Source organism: Streptomyces sp. CGMCC 4.7035 (genome assembly GCF_031583065.1).
GTDB classification, from domain to species: Bacteria; Actinomycetota; Actinomycetes; order Streptomycetales; family Streptomycetaceae; genus Streptomyces; species Streptomyces yaanensis.
In genome coordinates this window covers 2,148,780-2,169,141 of sequence record NZ_CP134053.1, presented here as the reverse complement: position 1 = coordinate 2,169,141, position 20,362 = coordinate 2,148,780, and the positions used below count along the sequence as shown (strand labels likewise).

Below are 20,362 nucleotides of genomic sequence, written 5' to 3'. Positions count from 1 at the left end.
AGACCAGGGGGACCACAACTTCTGGGTCGCTGTCGCAATCCAACCACTACATGTAGCGATCGGCTCATACATTCGGCGACGACACGCCCTTCACGGACGGATGGGCACGTGCCGCGCGGTCATACCGAATCGGGCCATGCGCGGATACGGTGGACGCCACATGGAGAAGGGGGGCCGATACCCGGCCCGAGGGGCGTCGAGTGGCAGACTGGGCGCCGAACGCGGCGGCCCACAAGGCCATCGCCCCGGCGGTGAAGAGTACAGCAATATGCGCTTTTGTCCGCCCGGAGCAGCGTCGGCCATACACCCGGACACGCGATCACGTCAGGTAATTCCCGGTTTTTCACTCGAACGTGTGTTTGGCGCAACCTTTCGAAAGCAACTACCGTTGTGCTGCACGGGAGACCATCGAGAGGGGCCGACGTGACCACGACCGCAGACAGTGCCACCATCACTGCCCAGGACCGCTCCCAGGGCCGACTCGAGCCGGTGCATGCCATGAACGAAGCCACGAACCCGGAGGGGCCCAAGAGGTCCCTGCCCGGCCGACCTCCAGGCATCCGGGCGGACAGCTCCGGACTGACCGATCGGCAGCGGCGGGTGATCGAGGTCATCCGGGACTCCGTCCAGCGGCGCGGCTACCCGCCGTCGATGCGGGAGATCGGCCAGGCCGTCGGCCTCTCCAGCACCTCCTCGGTGGCACACCAGCTGATGGCACTGGAGCGCAAGGGCTTCCTGCGTCGTGACCCGCACCGTCCGCGCGCGTACGAGGTGCGCGGCTCGGACCAGTCGTCCTCCGTGCAGCCCACCGACACCGCGGGCAAGCCCGCCGCGTCGTACGTCCCGCTGGTCGGCCGTATCGCCGCCGGTGGCCCCATCCTCGCCGAGGAGTCGGTCGAGGACGTCTTTCCGCTTCCCCGACAGCTGGTCGGCGACGGTGAGCTCTTCGTCCTGAAGGTCGTCGGCGACTCCATGATCGAGGCCGCGATCTGCGACGGCGACTGGGTCACGGTGCGCCGCCAGCCCGTCGCCGAGAACGGCGACATCGTCGCCGCGATGCTCGACGGCGAGGCCACGGTCAAGCGCTTCAAGCGCGAGGACGGCCATGTCTGGTTGCTCCCGCACAACTCCGCGTACCAGCCGATCCCCGGCGACGAGGCGACGATCCTCGGCAAGGTGGTGGCGGTGCTGCGGCGAGTGTGACGCCGCCACGGCAGGCGGGCCGCTCTTCAGACGCCCGCTCCTGATCCGGGCCCCGGGACCCCTGCGCCGGTTCCGGGGCCCCATGCTGTCCGGAGCCGCCCGGAACTCCCCCGCCAGTACGCTGTCCGGCGGCCCCGGCCGCCGGACAGCGTACTGGCTTGCGCGAACCGCGCCCCGGCCGGGCTACGCCCCCTGCGCCTTCGCTGCCTCGTCGATCGCCGCCAGCGACTTCCGCACCTGGTTACGGTCCGTCGTGTACCAGAAGTCGGGCAGTGACGTCTTCAGATAGCTGCCGTAGCGGGCCGTGGCAAGCCGCTGGTCCAGTACGGCGACCACACCCCGGTCCCCCGTCGCCCGTACGAGACGACCGGCGCCCTGTGCCATCAGCAGGGCCGCATGGGTCGCGGCGACGGCCATGAAGCCGTTGCCCCCGGCGTCCTCGACGGCCTTCTGGCGGGCGCTCATCAGCGGGTCGTCGGGACGCGGGAAGGGGATCTTGTCCATGACGACCAGCTGGCAGCTGGGGCCGGGCACGTCGACGCCCTGCCAGAGCGAGAGCGTGCCGAAGAGGCAGGTCTTCGGGTCGGCCGAGAAGTTCTTGATCAGCTCACCGAGCGTCTCCTCGCCCTGGAGCAGGATCGGGAACTCGGGGATACGGGTGCGCAGCTCCTCGGCGGCGAGCTGGGCGGCGCGCATCGACGAGAACAGGCCCAGCGTGCGACCGCCGGCCGCCTGGATCAGCTCCGTCAGCTCGTCCAGCATGTCAGCGCGGTCGCCGTCACGGGCGGGGCGTGACAGGTGCTTGGCCACGTACAGGATGCCCTGCTTCGGATAGTCGAAGGGCGAGCCGACGTCGACCCCCTTCCACTGCGGGAGGTCGTCGCCCTCCGTGCCCTCCGGGGCGAGCCCCAGGGACGCCCCCACGCCGTTGAAGTCGCCGCCCAGCTTCAGCGTGGCGGAGGCCAGCACCACCGAGCGGTCCGCGAAGAGCTTCTCCCTCAGGAGCCCCGACACGGACATCGGGGCGACACGCAGGGAAGCGCCGAAGCGGTCATGGCGCTCGTACCAGACGACGTCCCACTCGGAGCCGTTGGTGATCCGCTCCGCCACGTCGTGCACGGTCTCCACGGAGGCCAGCGCCTGCTTGCGGACGGCGTCCTCGTCCTGGACGGACTTGTCGCGGGTGGTGCCGAGCGCGGAGATCACCGTACGGGCGGCGTCGCGCAGCGCCATGAGGGCGTAGGCGAGGTCTTCCGGGATCTCCTCCAGACGGCCGGGCAGGGCCAGCTCCATCAGCCGCTCGAAGCCCTCGGCGGCGGTCTGGAGCTGGTCGGCCGCCTTCTCGTTGACGAGCTTCGCGGCGCGACGCACGGCGCGGTTGACCTGGCCGGGGGTGAGCTCGCCGGTGGCGACGCCCGTCACCCGGGAGACCAGCTCGTGGGCCTCGTCGACGATCAGCACCTCGTGCTGCGGGAGGACCGGCGCGCCCTCGATGGCGTCGATGGCGAGCAGCGCATGGTTCGTGACGACGACCTCGGCCAGCTTGGCGCGCTCGCGGGCCATCTCGGCGAAGCACTCGGCGCCGTAGGCGCACTTCGAGGCGCCGAGGCACTCCCGGGAGGACACCGACACCTGGGCCCAGGCGCGGTCCGAGACGCCCGGGGTGAGGTCGTCGCGGTCGCCGCTCTCCGTGTCCTGGGACCAGTCGCGCAGCCGGAGCAGGTCCTGGCCCAGCTTGCTGGTCGGTGCGGCCGCCTCGAACTGGTCGAAGAGCCCGTCCTCCTCGTCCTGAGGCACGCCCTCGTGCAGGCGGTGCAGGCACAGGTAGTTCGACCGGCCCTTGAGCATCGCGAACTCCGGGCGGCGGCGCAGCAGAGGGTGCAGGGCATCGACCGTGCGCGGCAGGTCGCGCTCGACGAGCTGGCGCTGCAGCGCGAGGGTGGCGGTCGCCACGACGACGCGCTCCCCGTGCGCGAGCGCGGGAACCAGATAGCCAAGCGACTTTCCGGTGCCGGTGCCGGCCTGGACCAGCAGATGGGAGCCGTCGTCGATCGCCTCCGCGACGGCTTGGGCCATGGTCACCTGGCCGGGGCGCTCCGTGCCGCCGACGGCTGTGACGGCTGCGTGCAGGAGTTCGGGGAGTGAGGGCTTCGTCATAGCGCGACCACCCTACGGCCCGCCACTGACAAACGGGTGATCAAGCCCGCGGCGCACGCTGCGCTCATGTGTGGCGCAGGGGGTTCGGGACGGCTACCGGGGCGGCGTGCGGGTTCGGCACGGAACTCCTCGACTGAGACCGACGGGATCGACTGGGAACCGATACGACGCGCGAGTCGTTACGGAGAGTGATGGAGCTGGAGCAGAGGGCGCAGGACGCGGTCTCGGACCATCAGGGCGGCCCGCTTGTCGGGCAGGTCGACCTCGGCGGAGAACCGGAAGCCGGCGTTCAGGAAAGCGGCGATGGAGGGGGTGTTGCGAAGGTCTGGTTCGGCGATGACGCGTGCGCAGGAGGGACGCCTGTGAAGGACCAGGTCGGCGACGGCGCGCAGCAGCGTGGAGCCGAGGCCGCGTCCGCGGTCGGCGACGCCGCCGATGAGGAGGTGGATACCGGTGTCGTGGGGACGGACGGGACAGTGGCGGGCCAGCGGGTCGAGGTCCGCGCGGTACAGCTCCCAGTAGCTCATCGGGGTACCGTCCAGCACGCCGAGGCACGGGACGCTGCGTCCGTCACCGTCGAGTTGTGCGCGTAGATGCCGCTCGGTCAACGACTCGTGTCCCGCCAGGTCCCAGAAGACCGCGACGGCCGGGTCGTTCATCCAGCGGGCGATGAGCGGGAGATCGCGGTCGAGGCGCACGGGGACGAGGTGGAAGACGCCTACAGGGGTGGTGAACGCGCCCCAGTCGGCGATGTGGTCGAGGAGGTCGTCGTCCTGCGGGAGGGCGGGACGCGCGGCGGATGCGACCGGCTTGGCGGGTGCGGCGTGTGTGACGGGTGCGACGGATGTGGCGGGTGCGGCGGGTGCGGCGGGTGCGGCGGGTGCGGCGGGTGCGGCGGTCGCCTCTGCCCGATCGGCGCGCTCGGTGGGAGCCGCCGCGCCGCTCCGGCCCGCCTCTTCCTGCGGGCAAAGTGCCATCAACTCGTCTGGCAGCCGTAGGTCGAGGGTGTCCTCGCAGTCCGGGCCGACGCCGGATCCGGGGCCTCTGCTGCTGTTGGGCCCCGCGGAGGCGGAGGGGGTGCCGGCGTCGGTGCTCGCATCTGTAGGAGGCACGGCGACGCTCCTCTCTCAGGAGACGGAACGGGTCATGTTCCTCAGGAATGAAGGGGATTGGTGATGGTGACGTAGACGGACTGGGTGTCGACCGGGCCGACGAGTTCGTCGAGGCCGTGCAGCCGGGTCAGCAGATTGGCCTTGCACCGTAGGACGGGTGAGTCGAGCAGGTGGGCGGGCAGGGATGTACGCAGCCGGCCGGGGCCGGTGGCCGCGTCGGCGAGGAAGCGACGGAACGCGGCGAGCAACAGCCGTTCGTCGGCGAGGCGTTGGGAGCCGAACGCACCGATGAGGCCGAGCACGTTGTTGATGCCGAGGTAGTACGCGAAGCGTTCGTCGGTGACCTCGTCGGAGACGAACGTGTCGCTGTGCTCGCCGATGCCGGGCAGCCGGGCGTCGAGTTCGGCGCGCTGGGACTCCCGGAAGTAGTAGCCCTGGTTGTCGCGGTAGCGGCCGCCCGTGGGCCAGCCCTCGGGGTCCAGCAGAAGCACGGTGTTCTGCTGGTGTGCCTCCAGTGCGATGCCTGCTTCGCCGTCGAGCCAGAGCACGGGGCGCACGACCTGCTCGAGATACCGCAGGAACCACTCCGTGGCGACGGCGTCGCGCGCACGGCCCGTACGCCCGACCAGGCGGGTGACGATCTCGGCGAGCCGGGAGTCCGGGGCTGGGCGCCGCTGTCCTGTGGGCAGGGCGTGGGGCCTGGGCGAGACCAGTCCGGCGATGCAGGAGGCATCGTCGGTCGGGGCGAAGGGGTTGTGGCGGATCACCACGTCCAGCCCGGTCACCGGGGTGCCGTCCGCGTCGTCGACGGCGACCCAGGCCGGGTCGCGGACGATGTCGAAGCCGGGGTGCACTGACTGCCACTGCTTGCCGAGGCCGCTGCGCAGCAGGCGGTGCACCTCGACGCCCCGGTGGAGTTCCTTGCGGAGGTTCTCACGGCGGGAGTTGGTGATACGCAGGCCCAGCGACAGCTTCAGCATCGCGGGGGTGCCCGAACGGTGGACGGTGCGCACGGAGGAGGTCGGGTGCCAGGGCTCGCCGTGCGGGCCCAGATCCCGGAGGAGGCCGGCGTCCAGCAGCGCGGCGGCATCGGCGCGGTGCCGGATCTCGCGGGCCTGCCAGGGGTGCATGGGCAGTGCGGTGAATCCGTCGGGCAGCGGGAGGTCCGGGCCGGCGAGACGTTCGGTCAGTCGGCCGGCAGGCAGGGGTCGGCCGCGTTCCGTCCACGCCGAGTCGGCCGCGAGCACCGAGGGGGCGACCGCAAACCAGTGCAGCGGGAAGGAGCCCCGCGGTTCGGGCGAGTAGCGCAGGGCCTCGGCCTCGGAGAGGCCCTCGCGGCTCTTGGCCGTGGGGTGCATCGGGTGTCCGAGCAGCAGCGCCTGCTCGGCGGAGAGGAAGAGGTCCGCCCGGTCGGCGGGGCGTCGGCGGCGCTCCCTGATGAAGATCGTGGTCAGGCGCACGGAGTCGGCGACACGGCCCACCAGGTCGGCGACGTGGCTCGGTGCGGCGCCGGGCGCGACGACTGGCGGGTAGCCCAGCTCGGAGCCGGGGACGGAGCCCGGTTCCGTGTCCGGTACGGAGCCCGGCTGGGCGCTTTTATCGGGGCCCGGCTGGGCGCTTGGCTCGGCGCTCGGCCGGGCGCTTGGCTCGGCGCTCGGTACGGACTCACTGTCCAGCTCGGTGCCCGGTCGGGGGCCCATCCGGGGGCTCCGCTCGGAGCCCGGTGTTCCGCTGGGCTCGGAGCCCGGCACCGGCCCAGGCGTGGACCCAGTCCGCGTCGTTTCCCGGGCCAGGAGTGCCGCCACCGTCACCGCGTCCGCGGGTGGGGCCGAGTTCGGGGCGTCGGCCAAGTGCGGCAGGCCGAAGCGGTGCCAGCCCGTCGGGGACCAGTAGTGGACAGGTGTCAGGAGGGCCGTACCGGTGGCGGGGAGCGGGATGCGGAGGGTGTCGCCGGCGGGGGCGGCGATGTCGTTCTCGCGGACCCAGCAGCGCAGCAGGTTCTCCACGGTCGCGGCCTGGGCCGCCGTGTGCGGGTCGGGGTGCTCCAGCAGGTCGGTGGCGGTGGCAGCGCGCGCGGCTGCTGCGGCCGCCGGTGACGCCATCTGCTGCCGGGGGACCGTGCCGGGCCCCGGTTCGAGAGCGACAGCCTGCTGGTGGCCGGCTACCCGCTCGGGGCTGTAGGGGCCGTCGTCGGAGGTCAGGGTGGCGTTCAAGGGCGTTCCTCGTGAGGTTGTTCCGGCTCGTGCGGCGGGCCGATGGGCGCGGGCGGTGCGCGCGTGTGCACGCGGGGCCCTCGGCCGGCGTGGTGAGTACCGGCGAAGGGCAGGAGGGCGGTCGGGGGCGCGACGCGCGGGTTCAGGGCTGGACCGGCCCCCGGGCCACCGCCGCGACCGCGTCCGCGAGCCGGTCCAGTACCGCGTTCGTCTGTTCGTCGCTGATCGTCAGCGGCGGCAGCAGCCGCACCACGCTCGCGTGCCGCCCGCCCAGTTCCACGATCAGGCCGCGCCGCAGGCACTCTCGCTGGACGGCGGCGGCCAGTGCGGGCGCGGCGGGGTGTGGCCCGCCGCCCCCGGGGGCGGGGGTCGGGGAGTCCAAGGGCGCCGGTTCGGGTGCGGCCTCCGGGTCCACCAACTCGATGCCGATCATCAGCCCCCTGCCGCGCACATCACCGATGCAGGGGAACTCCGTGGCCAGGGAGCGGAGTTGGGTCAGCACGTGGGCGCCGAGCGCCTCGGCGCGTTCGGCGAGGCGGTTCTCGCGGACATAGGCGAGGGTCGCCGTGCCGGCGGCCATGGCGAGCTGGTTGCCGCGGAACGTGCCGGCGTGGGCGCCGGGTTGCCAGACGTCGAGGTCGTCGCGGTAGACCACGACGGCGAGCGGGAGGCTGCCGCCGATCGCCTTGGAGAGGACCATCACGTCGGGGACCACCCCACTGTGCTCGACCGCCCAGAAGCGTCCGGTACGGCCCACACCGGTCTGCACCTCGTCCGCGATCAGTGGGATCGACCGCGCCTCGGTGATCTGCCGCATCCGGCGCAGCCACGCGTCCGGCGCGGGGTTCACCCCGCCCTCGCCCTGCACCGGTTCGAGGATCATCCCGGCGGGCAGTGGTACACCCGACTTGGGGTCGTCGAGGACGGACTCGGTCCAGCGGGCGGCGAGTTCGGCGCCGTGCTCGCCGCCGACACCGAACGGGCAGCGGTAGTCCTGCGGATACGGCAGGCGCGTCACACGGACGTCGGCCGCGCCCCCGGACGCCTCCAGCGCTCCCGCGGTCATCCCGTGGTACGCGCCGGTGAAGGCGAGGATCCCGCTCCGGCCGGTCGCCGTGCGCACCAGCTTGAGCGCGGCCTCGACGGCGTCCGTCCCGGCCGGCCCGCAGAACTGCACGCGCGCGTGGTCGGCGAGGCCGGACGGCAGCGTGCGGAACAGCTCGGTGGTGAAGGCGTCCTTGACGGGTGTGGCCAGGTCCAGGATGTGCAGCGGGGCGCCCGAGTCGAGGACCTTTCTGATCGCCTCCAGGACCACGGGGTGGTTGTGGCCGAGGGCCAGCGTGCCCGCGCCGGAGAGGCAGTCGAGGTAGCGGCGCCCGTCGGCACCCTCGATGGTGAGTCCACGCGCCCGCACGGGCACGATCGGCAGGGCGCGCGCGTAGGTGCGCGCCGCGGACTCGCGCGCCGACTGCCGCCGCAGAATGCCCTCGTGCGCCGCGCACGCTCCTTCGTCTCCCCACGCCCCCTCACGCGCCCCCGCACGCCTCGCCGAGTGCTCCTTTTCCGCTTCCGCGCGCCCCTCCGGCTCGCCCTCCAGCGGCACCACCGCAGTCTCCGTCACGGTCACGACGTCAGTTCCTCCCGCTGTCCAGAGGCGATGGGACAAGGACCTGAGCGCGGACGACAGGTACCCCGTACGTACCAACGACGGGAACGGCCAGTGGAAGCGGGTAAACAGAAGATCATTACCAGTGATCCTCGACACGGGTGGTTGACGCGGGTCTTGACGCCGATTCCGCCGCCTGCGGAGAGGTTCATCGATGATCAATGCCGTGACGGAACCGTTGCCGTTCCGTCGGAAGTCCCCCACAGCGACCGCATAGTGTGTGATGCCGTTCGGTGAAGGCGGTGATCATCTACCGCGTGCCGCAGTCCGCGGCGGTACACCGCCGCGGCACACCGCGGCCTTCACTCAGGTTGACTTCAGGGGGAGTTCAGACCATGCGACCCATACGCCCGCTCTTCGCCGCCCGCCGAGAAACGGGCGCGCGGCGCGGAACCTCCCCCGTGCTGGCGGCGGTCGGCCTCGCCACGGCGCTGGCGCTCACCGCGACGGCGTGCGACTCGGGCGGCGACGCCAAGGCGAGCGGCAAGGCGAGCGCCTCCGCGTCCTCCGCGGACGACGGCAAGATCAAGATCCCGGACGACATCAAGCAGAAGCTCAAGGAGCACGGGTTCGACCTCGACAAGTGGAAGCACGGCGCCTGGAAGAACTGGGACAAGGACGACTGGCTGCGCGAGGCCGACGAGTTCATCAACCCGATCATCAAGGGCCTGTGGAACCCCGACCGGATGCGCAAGGCCAAAGACCCGGACAAGGGTGTCGACGACAACGACCTCTCGGGCGACCAGGGTGTCACGGACCCGACGCCGGCGCCGGTGAAGGCACAGGCGGTGCGGGCCGCGTACCACGACAACGCGCCCACGGCGGGCAAGGTGTTCTTCGACGCCCCCGGGGGCACGATGGTCTGCTCGGCGACGGTGGTCGAGGACCCGGCCCATCCCGGCAAGTCCAACCTCGTGTGGACCGCGGGCCACTGTGTGCACGCCGGCAAGAAGGGCGGCTGGTACCGCAACATCGCGTTCGTGCCGTCGTACAACAACTCCGGGAAGACGGAGGCCGAGCTGCAGAGCGCGGCCAGGGACGAGATCGCGCCGTACGGAGTCTGGTGGGGTGACGGGGCGCAGACCTCGGACCAGTGGATCGAGCAGGGTGCCGAGACGGGCGGTCAGGGCGCGTCGTACGACTTCGCCGTCATCCATGTGACGCCGGAGAAGGGCAACGGCGGCAAGTCCCTGGAGGAGACGGTCGGTTCAGCCCTTCCGGTCGACTTCGACGCGCCGGCCGTGCCGAAGGTCGACAGCATCACGGCGACCGGCTACCCGGCCGCGGCGCCGTTCGACGGCCAGACGCTGTACCGGTGCCAGGACAAGCCGGGCCGGCTCTCGCTCGCGAAGACGGACCCCACGATGTACCGCATCGGCTGCACCATGACCGGTGGTTCGTCCGGCGGCGGCTGGGTGGCGACGGGCTCGGACGGCAAGCCGGCACTGGTCTCCAACACCTCGATCGGCCCGGTGTCGGCGGGCTGGCTGGCCGGACCGCGACTCGGCGAGGTGGCCAAGGGCGTCTACGAGTCGGTCAGCAAGAAGTTCGCGAACCAGTGACCCGTACATGAGGTCCCTGACCCGCACATGAGGGAAGGCCCGCTCCCTGCGCCAGGGAGCGGGCCTTTCCGTTGGGGGTCAGAGTGCGCGAGCGGGCACGTACGGCGCGAGCTCCGCCGCCAGTTCCTCGTGCACTCGGGCCTTGAGCAGCGTGCCCTCCGCGGTGTGCTCCTCGGAGATCACTTCGCCCTCGGAATGGGCGCGTGCGACCAGACGGCCGTGCGTGTACGGCACGAGGGCCTCGATCTCGACCGAGGGCCGCGGCAGCTCGACATCGATGAGCGCGAGCAGCTCGGCGATGCCCTTGCCGGTGCGGGCCGAGACGGTGATGGAGCGCTTCTCGTTCCGCTGCAATCGCTGGAGCACCAGCGGGTCGGCCGCGTCCGCCTTGTTGATCACGACGATCTCGGGTACGTCGGTGGCGCCGACGTCCCTGATCACCTCGCGCACGGCGGCCAGCTGCTCCTCCGGGGCCGGGTGCGAGCCGTCCACCACGTGCAGGATCAGGTCGGAGTCGCCGACCTCCTCCATCGTGGAGCGGAACGCCTCGACCAGGTGGTGCGGCAGGTGCCGGACGAAACCGACCGTGTCGGACAGCGTGTACAGCCGCCCGCTCGGGGTCTCGGCCCGGCGCACGGTCGGGTCCAGGGTCGCGAACAGGGCGTTCTCGACCAGGACGCCCGCGCCGGTGAGGCGGTTGAGCAGGGAGGACTTGCCGGCGTTGGTGTAGCCCGCGATGGCGACCGACGGCACCTTGTGGCGCCTGCGCTCCTGGCGCTTGATCTCGCGGCCGGTCTTCATCTCCGCGATCTCCCGGCGCATCTTCGCCATCTTCTCGCGGATCCGCCGCCGGTCCGTCTCGATCTTGGTCTCACCGGGACCGCGGGTCGCCAGGCCGCCGCTGCCGCCGCCCATCTGCCGGGACAGCGACTGGCCCCAGCCGCGCAGCCTCGGCAGCATGTACTGCATCTGGGCGAGCGCGACCTGCGCCTTGCCCTCGCGGGACTTGGCGTGCTGGGCGAAGATGTCCAGGATCAGGGCCGTGCGGTCGATGACCTTGACCTTGACGACGTCCTCGAGGTGGATCAGCTGGCCGGGGCTCAGCTCACCGTCGCAGATGACGGTGTCGGCGCCCGTTTCGAGGACGATGTCCCGCAGTTCGCCGGCCTTGCCGGAGCCGATGTAGGTCGCCGCGTCGGGCTTGTCGCGGCGCTGGATCACGCCGTCGAGCACGACCGCGCCAGCGGTCTCCGCGAGGGCGGCCAGCTCGGCGAGCGAGTTGTCCGCGTCCTGCACGGTCCCCGAGGTCCACACCCCGACGAGCACGACGCGCTCCAGGCGCAGCTGTCGGTACTCGACCTCGGTGACGTCCTCGAGCTCGGTGGAGAGGCCCGCGACACGGCGCAGGGCCGCGCGTTCGGAGCGGTCGAACTGGTCGCCGTCCCGCTCTCCGTCGATCTCGTGGCTCCAGGCGACGTCCTCTTCCATCAGGGCATCGGCCCGAAGACCCTCGGGGTAGGCGTGCGCGAAGCGCTTGGTGTCCTGGGAAGGGGAAGAAGAGGAGGTCATTGGGTCCTTACGTCGATGGGGATTCCGCTTGCGGCGACGGAGTGAGGGCCGTCCACGGCCACAGCACTCGTCACCGGTCACAACGCTTGAGTACCCCGGGAGATTCCCGGTCACCCACCCTGGGGGGCCGCGTCGCCGACCTGATGATGGTCGCACGGCACGACCCGCCCCGTCACCCGACTTATCCCGCTGCCCCGGGCCGCCCGGCGGCGCTCTTCCAGTCCGGGTGCCCCGGCATCGGCGGCGTCTTCTCGCCATAGAGCCAGGCCCGGAAGAACTTGCTCAGATCGCGACCCGCGAAGTCGGACGCCAGGCGCTCGAAGCCGGCCGTGGTCGCCGTGCCGTCCCGGTGGACGCCCACCCAAGCCCGCTCCAGGCGTTCGAAGGCGGGGCGGCCGATCTCCTGGCGCAGCGCGTACAGGACGAGCGCGGCGCCGTCGTAGACGTTCGGCCGGAAGATGCTGATCTTCTGGCCGGGCTTCGGCCCCTTGGGCGCGGCGGGCGGGCCGCCCGTGGCACGCCAGTCGTCGGAGAGGCCGTACGCCGCCTTCATGCGCTCCTCCATGGGCCGGTGCGCGGTCTCCTCCGCGTAGAGGGCCTCGTACCAGGTGGCGTGTCCCTCGTTGAGCCACAGGTCGGACCAGGTGCGAGGGGTGACGCTGTCGCCGAACCACTGGTGGGACAGCTCGTGCACCATGATCGACTCGACGTACCACTTGGGGTACGCGGCGGTGAACAGGTCTCTCTCGAAGAGCGAGAGCGTCTGTGTCTCGAGTTCGTACCCGGTCTGCGCCTGGGCGATCAGCACCCCGTATGTCTCGAAGGGGTACGGGCCGACCTTGTTCTCCATCCAGGCGACGTGGTCGGAAGTCTTCTTCAGCCACGGCTGGAGGGCCTCGCGGTCCTTGGCGGGGACGACGTCGCGGATGGGCAGGCCGTTCGGCCCTTGGCGGTGCAGGACGGCGCTGCGACCGATGGACACCTGGGCGAGTTCGGTCGCCATGGGGTGCACGGTGCGGTAGGACCAGGTGGTGGCCCCTTGCTCGCTGCCCACGGGCAGACCGTTCGCCACGGCCGTGTAGCCCTCCGGCGTGGTCACGTGGATGGTGAACATCGCTTTGTCGGAGGGGTGGTCGTTGCACGGGAAGACCAGGTGGGCGGCGTCGGCCTGGTTGGCCATCGCGAGTCCGTCCGCGGTCCGCACCCAGCCGCCGTCCTTGTCCTTCATGGGCGCGGGGTCGCTGGTGTGCCGCACTGTGATCCGCAAAGTGCTGCCCTTGGGGAGCGGGGCGTCCGGCGTGATCACCAGGTCCTCCCCCGTGCGGGCGAAGGCCGCGGGCGCGCCGTTGACGTCGACGGACTCCACCGTGCCGTGCGCGAAGTCGAGGTTGACGCGCTCCAGGCGCTCGGTGGCGCGCGCGAGGATCGTGGTGACGGCGTTGAGCGGTCGGCTGTTGCTGCCGGGATAGGTGAAGGAGAGGTCGTACGAGCCGACGTCGTACCCGGGGTTGCCGAGCGTCGGGAAGAGCCGGTCGCCGATGCCCAGGGGCACGGCGGGCGAGGGGGCACTCGCGGCGATCAGACAGACGGAGACGGCGGGGGCGAGCAGGACCGCCTTGGCACGGCGGGCACGGGGGATCGCGAAGCGGAGGCTGTGCGGCATGGACCACGGCTACCAGCGCGCAGGGGCCACGTGGTGAAGACGCGCACCGGTCCCACCCGATTGGCGCGCGAGGAGCTCTCGCCCGGTGACTTTCTGTCAACTCCGTGAGCCAGGCGTCCTGGCCGACCACCACAGCCCCGGCAGCCCTGCGGCGGCCTTCCCGGCCGGGTACGTCCCGGCCGACTTTCGCTCGCGGCGTCATGCCGAAGCGGCCCGGCTCTGCCGGGGAGGCGTCGCGCGCCTGAGAGGTCGTCGACCGGAGCCTGGGCAGCAAGCTCGACGAGGCGATGCGCAGTAACCGGGCCAGTGTGCTGCTGGTCGACGCCTGGGCCGCCCGCGAGGCGCCGTACCGTCGGCCTCTGTCCGACTACGACCGGTAGAACCACCCGGTGACCGGCGTACTGATGCCCCGCCACACGCTGGACGACGAAGCGTCGGCTACGACGCCTGCGCCGCCTTTCACCTGACGGAGTGTCGGGTTCCGGACCAGCAGTGGCAGACGCGCGCGTGTGTCGTCGACGATGGACCGAACGGCCGGAGCTCGTTCCGTTGTCGCGACATCGCGCTCGACTCCGCGTCCTTCGCGGTGCTCGGCGCGGACTACGAGGCCACGGGCGACGGGGCCGTGGGCGACGGGGCCGTGGGGCACGTGGGCCGGGCAGAGTGCCGACTGCTGGACCTTGCCCCGGCCGTGGCCCATGCGACCCACCGGCTCACCGAGCGGAACCGAGGCACACGCGGCTGACCCCAGGATCCCCTCCCGCACACGCGCGGTCCCTCGCGGCCCCTCGCGGTCCCTCGCCCCGAGCCCCCATCGCGGCCGCGTCCGGCGCGATGGCGGCACAACGGTCAGTGGGCGGCCGCGGGGTGTTGTGCGCGGTTCACGTCGTAGACGCCGGGCACGTTCCGCATCGCCCGCATCAGGGCCGGCAGGTGCGTCGCGTCGGGGAGTTGGAGCGTGTACGTGTGGCGCACGCGCTGCTGGCTGGGCGGCTCGACGGTGGCGGAGACGATCGCGACGCCTTCCAGGGCGATGGCCTCGGTGAGGTCCGCCAGGAGGTGCGGGCGCCCGAAGGACTCGGCGACGAGCGTGACCCGGCACTCGGTGGTGTCGCCCCAGCGCACACCGACCTCCGCACGCCCGGCGCTCTTCATGCGCGCCACTCCGGCGCATTCGACGCGGTGGACGGTCACCACGCCCCCGCGCACGGCGAAGCCGGTGACCTCGTCGGGCGGCACGGGCGTACAGCAGCCCGCGAGACGTACGGAGGCGCCGGGCAGGTCGACGACGGCATTGGCGGCGCGTGCGTCGGGCGCGTCCGTGGTGGGGCGCGCGGGCAGCGCGGGCGGGCGCGCGGCGGGCCCGAGGGAGGCCGTGCGCGCGGCGGCGCCGTCCGCCGAGGTCTCGCCGCCGGGCCGCGCGGCGTCCGGCTCCTGCGCGCCACCGGACGCGTCTCCCGGTGCCGGATGCGCCGCCAGCCAGCGCTGGATGGCGATCCGCGCGGCGGGCGTGTGGGCGTGCTCCAGCCACTCTCTGGAGGGCTCCGAGGCCGGGTCCTGGCCCATGAGGAGCTGCACGGTGTCGCCGTCCTTCAGGACCGTGCTCAGTGTCGCCAACCGGCCGTTGACGCGAGCGCCGATGCAGGCGTGCGCGTCCTCGCCGTACTGCGCGTACGCCGCGTCCACGCAGCTCGCGCCCTCCGGGAGCCCCAGCGCGCCCCCGTCGGGGCGGAACACGGTGATCTCCCGGTCCTGGGCGAGGTCCTCACGCAGCGTCGACCAGAACGTGTCGGTGTCCGGGGCCGCCTCCTGCCACTCCAGGAGCCGGGAGAGCCAGCCGGGGCGGGTGGGGTCGGCGCGCTCGCCGTCGGCCGGGTCGTCGGAGGCGGGGGCGTAGGGATTGCCGAGCGCGATCACGCCGGCCTCGGCGACCTTGTGCATCTGGTGGGTACGGATGAGGACTTCGGCCACCGCGCCGTCGTCGCGCGCGACCGCGGTGTGCAGCGACTGGTACAGGTTGAACTTGGGGACGGCGATGAAGTCCTTGAACTCCGAGACCACAGGGGTCATGCAGGTGTGCAGTTCGCCGAGGACCCCGTAGCAGTCGGCGTCCTCGTTCACGAGCACCAGGAGGCGTCCGAAGTCGGCGCCGCACAGCCGGCCCCGCTTACGGGAGATGCGGTGTACGGAGACGAAGTGCCGCGGCCGGATGAGAACTTCGGCCTGAATACCGGCCTCGCGCAGGACCGCGCGTGCCTGGTCGGCCATCTCGGCCAGCGGGTCGTCGCCGTGCGCCGCGTTCTCGACGATCAGCTCCCTGGTGTGCTCGTACTCCTCGGGGTGCAGGATCGCGAAGACGAGGTCCTCGAGTTCCGTCTTGAGCGCCTGGACGCCGAGGCGTTCGGCGAGCGGAATGAGCACGTCCCGGGTGACCTTGGCGATGCGCTCCTGCTTCTCGGGGCGCATCACGCCCAGGGTGCGCATGTTGTGCAGCCGGTCGGCGAGTTTGATCGACATCACCCGGACGTCGTTGCCGGCGGCGACGAGCATCTTGCGGAACGTCTCGGGCTCGGCGGCGGCGCCGTAGTCGACCTTCTCCAGCTTGGTGACGCCGTCGACGAGATAGCGCACCTCCTCGCCGAACTCCTCGCGCACCTGAGCGAGCGTCACGTCTGTGTCCTCGACGGTGTCGTGGAGCAGAGAGGCGGTCAAGGTTGTCGTCTCTGCGCCCAGTTCGGCGAGGATCAGGGTCACGGCGAGGGGGTGCGTGATGTAGGGCTCGCCGCTCTTGCGCATCTGGCCGCGGTGCGAGGACTCGGCCAACAAGTAGGCGCGGCGCAGGGGTTCGAGGTCGGCGTCGGGGTGGTGCGCGCGGTGCGCCTCGGCGACATGGCCGATGGCGTCGGGCAGCCGGTCGCGGGTGGCGGGACCGAGCAGCGCGGCCCGGCCCAGACGGAGCAAGTCGATCCGGGGGCGGCTCTTCCTGCGGTGCGCCCCGGGCGTCGCGGGGGCGGGGGTGGCAGGGTTCGTGGCCTCCGCACTCATTGGGCACCTCCGGCTGCGTGGACCGGCGGACGGGGTGCCCCATGGCGTACGTGGCACAGGGGATGGCGACGTTCCCCCGTCCGAGCCGGTGCTTGATGCTACCGAGCCCACCACGCGCGCCCGACCGGCTCTCGCCGAGCGTGAAACGGATCACCCATTCGAGCGAAGGTCTGAAGGTTTACGGTTTCGCGCCACGGGCAGAGGCCGCGCCCGTCGATTCGCACAGCCTCCACGGCCCTGGGCTGCGGATCAGAGCGTCCGGTGGGGCCCGAGCTGCGATCCGGAGTCGCGCGGCGGCGCGACCGATCGCGGTTTCCGGCCACTCCGTGCGGCGGAGTGTCATCGTCCGCGTGCCACGCCGTGCTTCAGCGCGCCGCCCGTTCGCCCCCGGGGAAAAGCTCGGCGGCTCCAGTTCGCGACGCGAGCCGCGGCGGTCAGCGGTCCGAGCTCTCCAGCCACTCGGAGTCGATCTCGCCCTCGGCGACGATCACCGCCGGGCCGGTCATCTCGATCTCGCCGTCCGGGCGCTCGGTGATCACCAGGGTGCCGCCGGGAACGTCGACGGTGTACGTCGCCGGCAGGCCGGTCACGGCCGGGTCGGCGCCGTCGCGGCGGGCCGCGGCGACAGCCACCGCGCACGCGCCCGTGCCGCACGAACGGGTCTCGCCGGAGCCGCGCTCGTGGACGCGCATCGCGACGTGCCGGGGGGCTCGGTCGACCACGAACTCGACGTTCACCCCGTCCGGGTAGGCGGAGGCCGGGCTGAAGGGGGGCGGGGTGTACAGGTTGCCCGCGTGTGCGAGGTCGTCGACGAAGGCGACCGCGTGCGGGTTGCCCATGTTCACGTTGCGCGCGGGCCAGCTGTGCTCGCCGACGCTCACCGTGACGTCCCCTTCGGGCAGGAGCGCCTTGCCCATGCCGACGGTGATGTCACCGTCCTTGGCGATGTGGACGGTCTTCACGCCCCCGCGCGTGGCGACCGCGAGGTCCCCCTCGGCCACGTGACCGGCGCGCTGGAGGTAGCGCGCGAACACGCGTACGCCATTGCCGCACATCTCGGCGATCGAGCCGTCCGCGTTGCGGTAGTCCATGAACCACTCCGCCTCGGCGGCCATCCCCTTGGCCTCGGGGTGGGCGGCGGAGCGCACGACGTGCAGCAGACCGTCGCCACCGATGCCCGCGCGGCGGTCGCACAGGGCGGCGACGGCGGCCGGGGGCAGGTCGACGGCGTTCTCGGGGTCCGGGACGATCACGAAGTCGTTCTCGGTGCCGTGCCCCTTGAGGAAGGCGATCCGCGTGCTCATTCCTCGATGGTACGGGGTCGATACGACACTCCGGACGACCGGTCCGATCGACGGACCGCGACCCCCCGGAGGGAGCGCGCGCGTTCCGGCAGGCGGACCGTGACCCCGAAGATAGGCGGTGTCCGGCGGACGGATCGCCCCACTCCGAGGGGCAGGGGATACGTGGGCCTGTGGCCGAATCGCCCTTGCCGGAGGAAGCACGCGGGCCGGCGCGCACCGCTGCCCGAGAAAAGCACGCCGGCCGGCGCGCACCGCTGCCCGAGGAAGCACCCGGGCGGCGACCGAGCCGCGCTGCCCGAGGAAACGTGCAGGCCAGTGGCGGGCCGCCCCGCCCGAGCGAGGACGGGAGCCGGCAATCAGGCCCCGCCCTCAAAGAAAGCACGCGGGCCGGCGATCAGGGCACCGCGCCCGAGAAAGCACACAGACCGGCCGACGGACCTCGCTGCCCCAGCAGTGCCCGGCGTGGCCCGCAGGCCAGGCGGGGCCTCAGCGCAGCCGGGCCACGCGCCACACGGCCAGGACGACGACCGCTATGACCACCACGGTGTACGCGAGGACGACACGCCAGTCGGGACGCCGTCCGGAGCCGCGCTGCGGCAGGCCCGGCCAGGTGGAACCGACGCGGCGCGCGGCCATCATGCCCCAGCCGGCCGCGCACGAGCAGATCAGCAGACCGAGCATCGCGACCACGGCACCGCCGTCACCGAACTCGAAGGCCAGCGGGAAGGCGAACATCAGGGAGCCGACCGCCGCCAGCCCCACGATGGGGGCGAGCTGCCAGATCCGCAGCCGACGCTGCGGACGCAGCTCGACCTCCACTTCGAGCCCGGCGGTCAGTTCGTCCGCGTCCGGGCCGTCGGCGGTCACACCGCCCGGGGGCTGCTCGTCGGGACCGTCGGAACTGAGCCGCTGGTCGTCGCCCTCCACGGTGACGTACTCCGCGCCTTGTGCGGTGTCGCGAGGGCCGGCCTCCATCGCCACGCGCCCTCCCAACTCGGACTCCACTTGGTCGATCGAAGCTCGATGATGGCATGCCGTCAGAGGCCCGGATGACGACCGGAGCGTCCCGATGCCATCACGTGATCAGGCTGTAACCGGTCGTTCGATCAACGCCAGCGCAAGGTGCGGGAGTTCCGGGAGGTCCGCCACGGCACCACTGAGCCAGTGCACGCGCGGGTCGCGCCGGAACCAGGAATCCTGACGGCGCGCGAAGCGCTTGGTGGCGCGTACGGTCTCGGCGCGCGCCTCTTCCAGCGTGCACTCCCCCGCGAGCGCCGCGAGCACCTGCTGGTACCCGAGCGCGCGCGATGCCGTACGCCCCTCGCGCAGGCCCTGCGCCTCCAGTTCGCGCACCTCTTCGACGAGCCCCGCCTCCCACATCCGGTCGACCCGGCGCGCGATGCGCTCGTCGAGCTCGGGCCGTGCCACGTCGACGCCGATCTGGACGGTGTCGTAGACCGAGTCGTGACCCGGGAGGTTGGCGGTGAAGGGCTTGCCGGTGATCTCGATGACTTCCAGGGCCCGGACGATACGGCGGCCGTTGCTCGGCAGGATCGCCTGCGCGGCCTCCGGGTCGGCGGCGGCCAGGCGCGCGTGCAGCGCTCCCGAGCCGCGCAGCGCGAGCTCCTCCTCCAGCCGGGCACGCACCTCTGGGTCGGTTCCGGGGAACTCCAGGTTGTCGACCGCGCCACGTACGTACAGCCCGGAGCCGCCCACCAGGATGGGCCAGCGACCCTGGGCGAGCAGCGCGTCGATGCGGGCACGGGCGAGGCGCTGGTATTCGGCCACGGACGCCGTGACCGTCACGTCCCAGATGTCCAGCAGATGGTGCGGCACGCCGCCGCGCTCCTCGGGCGTCAGCTTGGCGGTGCCGATGTCCATCCCCCGGTAGAGCTGCATGGAGTCGGCGTTGACGACCTCTCCACCGAGACGCTGGGCCAGGAATACACCCAGATCGGACTTTCCGGCCGCGGTCGGTCCGACGACGGCGATGACCCGCGGCGCGGGGGCTGCACTACTCACCGCAACAGTCTCGCAAACCTCCGGGGCCCGTCTCGAACGAGTTACGTGACGCCCCGGAAACGGGGTCGTTGCCTGTTGCGAGGTTCCGGGCACCGGCTCGAGAACGGGTGCTCCGGGCAATGCAAACGGACGCACCGGGCTACGCGGTATTTCGCCCGCACGAGTAACGTATGGAGTGGATATGGGCGTTTTTGCACGGCTTTTCCGGAGGTCGAGCACGACGGAGGAGGCGCAGCCCGCCGAGGCGGATGCCACGCCGGCGACGGCCGAGGCAGAGACGGCCGGGGCCGAGGCGGAGAAGGCGAAGGACGCGGCCGGGGCCGAGGCACAGGCCGCACCGGAGGAGACCGCGCAGGCCACCGGCGACGAGGGTGTCGCGATCCCCAGGCAGCAGTCCCCCGACGAAGCCGCCGACAGCGAAGCCGCCGACAGCGAGGCCGACGAGGGCGCCCGCACGTAACTGCCCCGCGAGGGAAGGTGGACCATGGGTCTTCTGGACAATCTGAAGGACAAGATCGGCCCTGCCAAGGAAAAGGTCTCGGAACTCGCACACCAGAGCGGGGACAAGGTCGAGCGCGGACTCGACAAGGCCGCGAAGCTGGTCGACGAGAAGACCAAGGGCAAGTACCACGACAAGATCCACACGGGCACGGACAAGGCGAAGGGCGCGATGGAGCGCCTCACTCACCGGGACACCGGCCCTGCGACCGGCCGGCAGACGCCTCCGGACGCACCGCAGCCGCCCGCGTCCGGACCACCCTCCTGACAACGGAAGAAACATCATCGGCGGACGGCCGCGGAGCACACGGCTCCCGGCCGTCCGCCGTGTCCGGGGTGCGGCGGAGG

General features: G+C 71.8%; 14 protein-coding genes and 1 pseudogene. 5 read left to right on the top strand and 10 right to left on the bottom strand.

The genetic code is table 11. The features are described from left to right. The first annotated feature begins 423 nt into the window (after positions 1 to 423). Positions 424 to 1,203, top strand: coding sequence for a transcriptional repressor LexA (gene lexA / locus Q2K21_RS09095; RefSeq protein ID WP_310768558.1), 780 nt, complete (start codon positions 424 to 426; stop codon positions 1,201 to 1,203). A 183-nt stretch (positions 1,204 to 1,386) separates the two neighbouring features. On the opposite strand, the gene Q2K21_RS09090 is transcribed toward lexA, so the two are convergent. The 4 genes from Q2K21_RS09090 to Q2K21_RS09075 form a co-directional block, all read right to left on the bottom strand. Then, on the bottom strand, positions 1,387 to 3,360 hold the full coding sequence (locus Q2K21_RS09090; protein WP_310768556.1) for an ATP-dependent DNA helicase: 1,974 nt from the start codon (positions 3,358 to 3,360) through the stop codon (positions 1,387 to 1,389). A gap of 179 nt (positions 3,361 to 3,539) precedes the next feature. After that, entirely contained in the window at positions 3,540 to 4,472 is a 933-nt protein-coding gene (locus Q2K21_RS09085; protein ID WP_310768552.1) for a GNAT family N-acetyltransferase, read from the bottom strand. A 41-nt stretch (positions 4,473 to 4,513) separates the two neighbouring features. After that, positions 4,514 to 6,685: an IucA/IucC family protein gene (locus Q2K21_RS09080; RefSeq protein ID WP_386275986.1), complete on the bottom strand. Its 2,172-nt coding sequence runs from the start codon at positions 6,683 to 6,685 to the stop codon at positions 4,514 to 4,516. Between the two features lie 142 nt (positions 6,686 to 6,827). Then, positions 6,828 to 8,168 (bottom strand): diaminobutyrate--2-oxoglutarate transaminase family protein, encoded by a 1,341-nt coding sequence (locus Q2K21_RS09075; RefSeq protein ID WP_310780756.1) that lies wholly within the window; start codon positions 8,166 to 8,168, stop codon positions 6,828 to 6,830. 518 nt (positions 8,169 to 8,686) lie between these two features. Here Q2K21_RS09075 and Q2K21_RS09070 point away from each other — a divergent pair. Continuing rightward, entirely contained in the window at positions 8,687 to 9,913 is a 1,227-nt protein-coding gene (locus Q2K21_RS09070) for a trypsin-like serine peptidase (RefSeq protein ID WP_310768549.1), read from the top strand. A 78-nt stretch (positions 9,914 to 9,991) separates the two neighbouring features. Here Q2K21_RS09070 and hflX read toward each other — a convergent pair whose 3' ends face one another. Then, a complete protein-coding gene (gene hflX / locus Q2K21_RS09065; protein WP_310768545.1) occupies positions 9,992 to 11,482 on the bottom strand; it encodes a GTPase HflX in 1,491 nt (496 codons plus the stop codon). A 181-nt stretch (positions 11,483 to 11,663) separates the two neighbouring features. Beyond that, positions 11,664 to 13,145, bottom strand: a complete 1,482-nt coding sequence (locus tag Q2K21_RS09060; protein WP_310768542.1) for a M1 family metallopeptidase — start codon at positions 13,143 to 13,145, stop codon at positions 11,664 to 11,666. A gap of 445 nt (positions 13,146 to 13,590) precedes the next feature. On the opposite strand from Q2K21_RS09060, the pseudogene Q2K21_RS35725 reads away from it, so the two are divergent. Beyond that, positions 13,591 to 13,890: pseudogene (locus Q2K21_RS35725) on the top strand (AAC(3) family N-acetyltransferase); the annotation flags it as partial. 104 nt (positions 13,891 to 13,994) lie between these two features. Here the strand turns inward: Q2K21_RS35725 and Q2K21_RS09055 are convergent. The 4 genes from Q2K21_RS09055 to miaA form a co-directional block, all read right to left on the bottom strand. Beyond that, positions 13,995 to 16,190: a RelA/SpoT family protein gene (locus tag Q2K21_RS09055; RefSeq protein WP_310768539.1), complete on the bottom strand. Its 2,196-nt coding sequence runs from the start codon at positions 16,188 to 16,190 to the stop codon at positions 13,995 to 13,997. 434 nt (positions 16,191 to 16,624) lie between these two features. Then, the gene (gene dapF / locus Q2K21_RS09050) at positions 16,625 to 17,494 is read right to left on the bottom strand and encodes a diaminopimelate epimerase (RefSeq protein WP_310768536.1); all 870 of its coding nucleotides are present in this window, start codon (positions 17,492 to 17,494) and stop codon (positions 16,625 to 16,627) included. A 486-nt stretch (positions 17,495 to 17,980) separates the two neighbouring features. Further along, complete coding sequence (locus tag Q2K21_RS09045) at positions 17,981 to 18,469, bottom strand: hypothetical protein (protein ID WP_310780753.1); 489 nt, start codon at positions 18,467 to 18,469, stop codon at positions 17,981 to 17,983. Between the two features lie 108 nt (positions 18,470 to 18,577). Then, a complete protein-coding gene (miaA, locus tag Q2K21_RS09040; RefSeq protein WP_310768532.1) occupies positions 18,578 to 19,516 on the bottom strand; it encodes a tRNA (adenosine(37)-N6)-dimethylallyltransferase MiaA in 939 nt (312 codons plus the stop codon). A gap of 181 nt (positions 19,517 to 19,697) precedes the next feature. Between miaA and Q2K21_RS09035 the strand changes: the two genes are divergently transcribed. Together Q2K21_RS09035 and Q2K21_RS09030 are read left to right on the top strand one after the other, a co-directional pair. Beyond that, positions 19,698 to 19,976 carry a hypothetical protein gene (locus tag Q2K21_RS09035; protein WP_310768529.1) on the top strand — a complete coding sequence of 93 codons (279 nt, stop codon included), beginning with the start codon at positions 19,698 to 19,700 and terminating at the stop codon, positions 19,974 to 19,976. A 24-nt stretch (positions 19,977 to 20,000) separates the two neighbouring features. Further along, positions 20,001 to 20,282, top strand: coding sequence for an antitoxin (locus Q2K21_RS09030; protein ID WP_310768526.1), 282 nt, complete (start codon positions 20,001 to 20,003; stop codon positions 20,280 to 20,282). The last annotated feature ends 80 nt before the right edge of the window (positions 20,283 to 20,362 follow it).

Coding starts and splice junctions, on each gene's coding strand:
- Q2K21_RS09090 (WP_310768556.1), bottom strand. CDS start 3,360: ATGACGAAGCCCTCACTCCCCGAACTCCTGCACGCAGCCGTCACAGCC.
- Q2K21_RS09030 (WP_310768526.1), top strand. CDS start 20,001: ATGGGTCTTCTGGACAATCTGAAGGACAAGATCGGCCCTGCCAAGGAA.
- Q2K21_RS09045 (WP_310780753.1), bottom strand. CDS start 18,469: ATGGAGGCCGGCCCTCGCGACACCGCACAAGGCGCGGAGTACGTCACC.
- Q2K21_RS09035 (WP_310768529.1), top strand. CDS start 19,698: ATGGGCGTTTTTGCACGGCTTTTCCGGAGGTCGAGCACGACGGAGGAG.
- Q2K21_RS09070 (WP_310768549.1), top strand. CDS start 8,687: ATGCGACCCATACGCCCGCTCTTCGCCGCCCGCCGAGAAACGGGCGCG.
- dapF (WP_310768536.1), bottom strand. CDS start 17,494: ATGAGCACGCGGATCGCCTTCCTCAAGGGGCACGGCACCGAGAACGAC.
- Q2K21_RS09055 (WP_310768539.1), bottom strand. CDS start 16,190: ATGAGTGCGGAGGCCACGAACCCTGCCACCCCCGCCCCCGCGACGCCC.
- Q2K21_RS09060 (WP_310768542.1), bottom strand. CDS start 13,145: ATGCCGCACAGCCTCCGCTTCGCGATCCCCCGTGCCCGCCGTGCCAAG.
- hflX (WP_310768545.1), bottom strand. CDS start 11,482: ATGACCTCCTCTTCTTCCCCTTCCCAGGACACCAAGCGCTTCGCGCAC.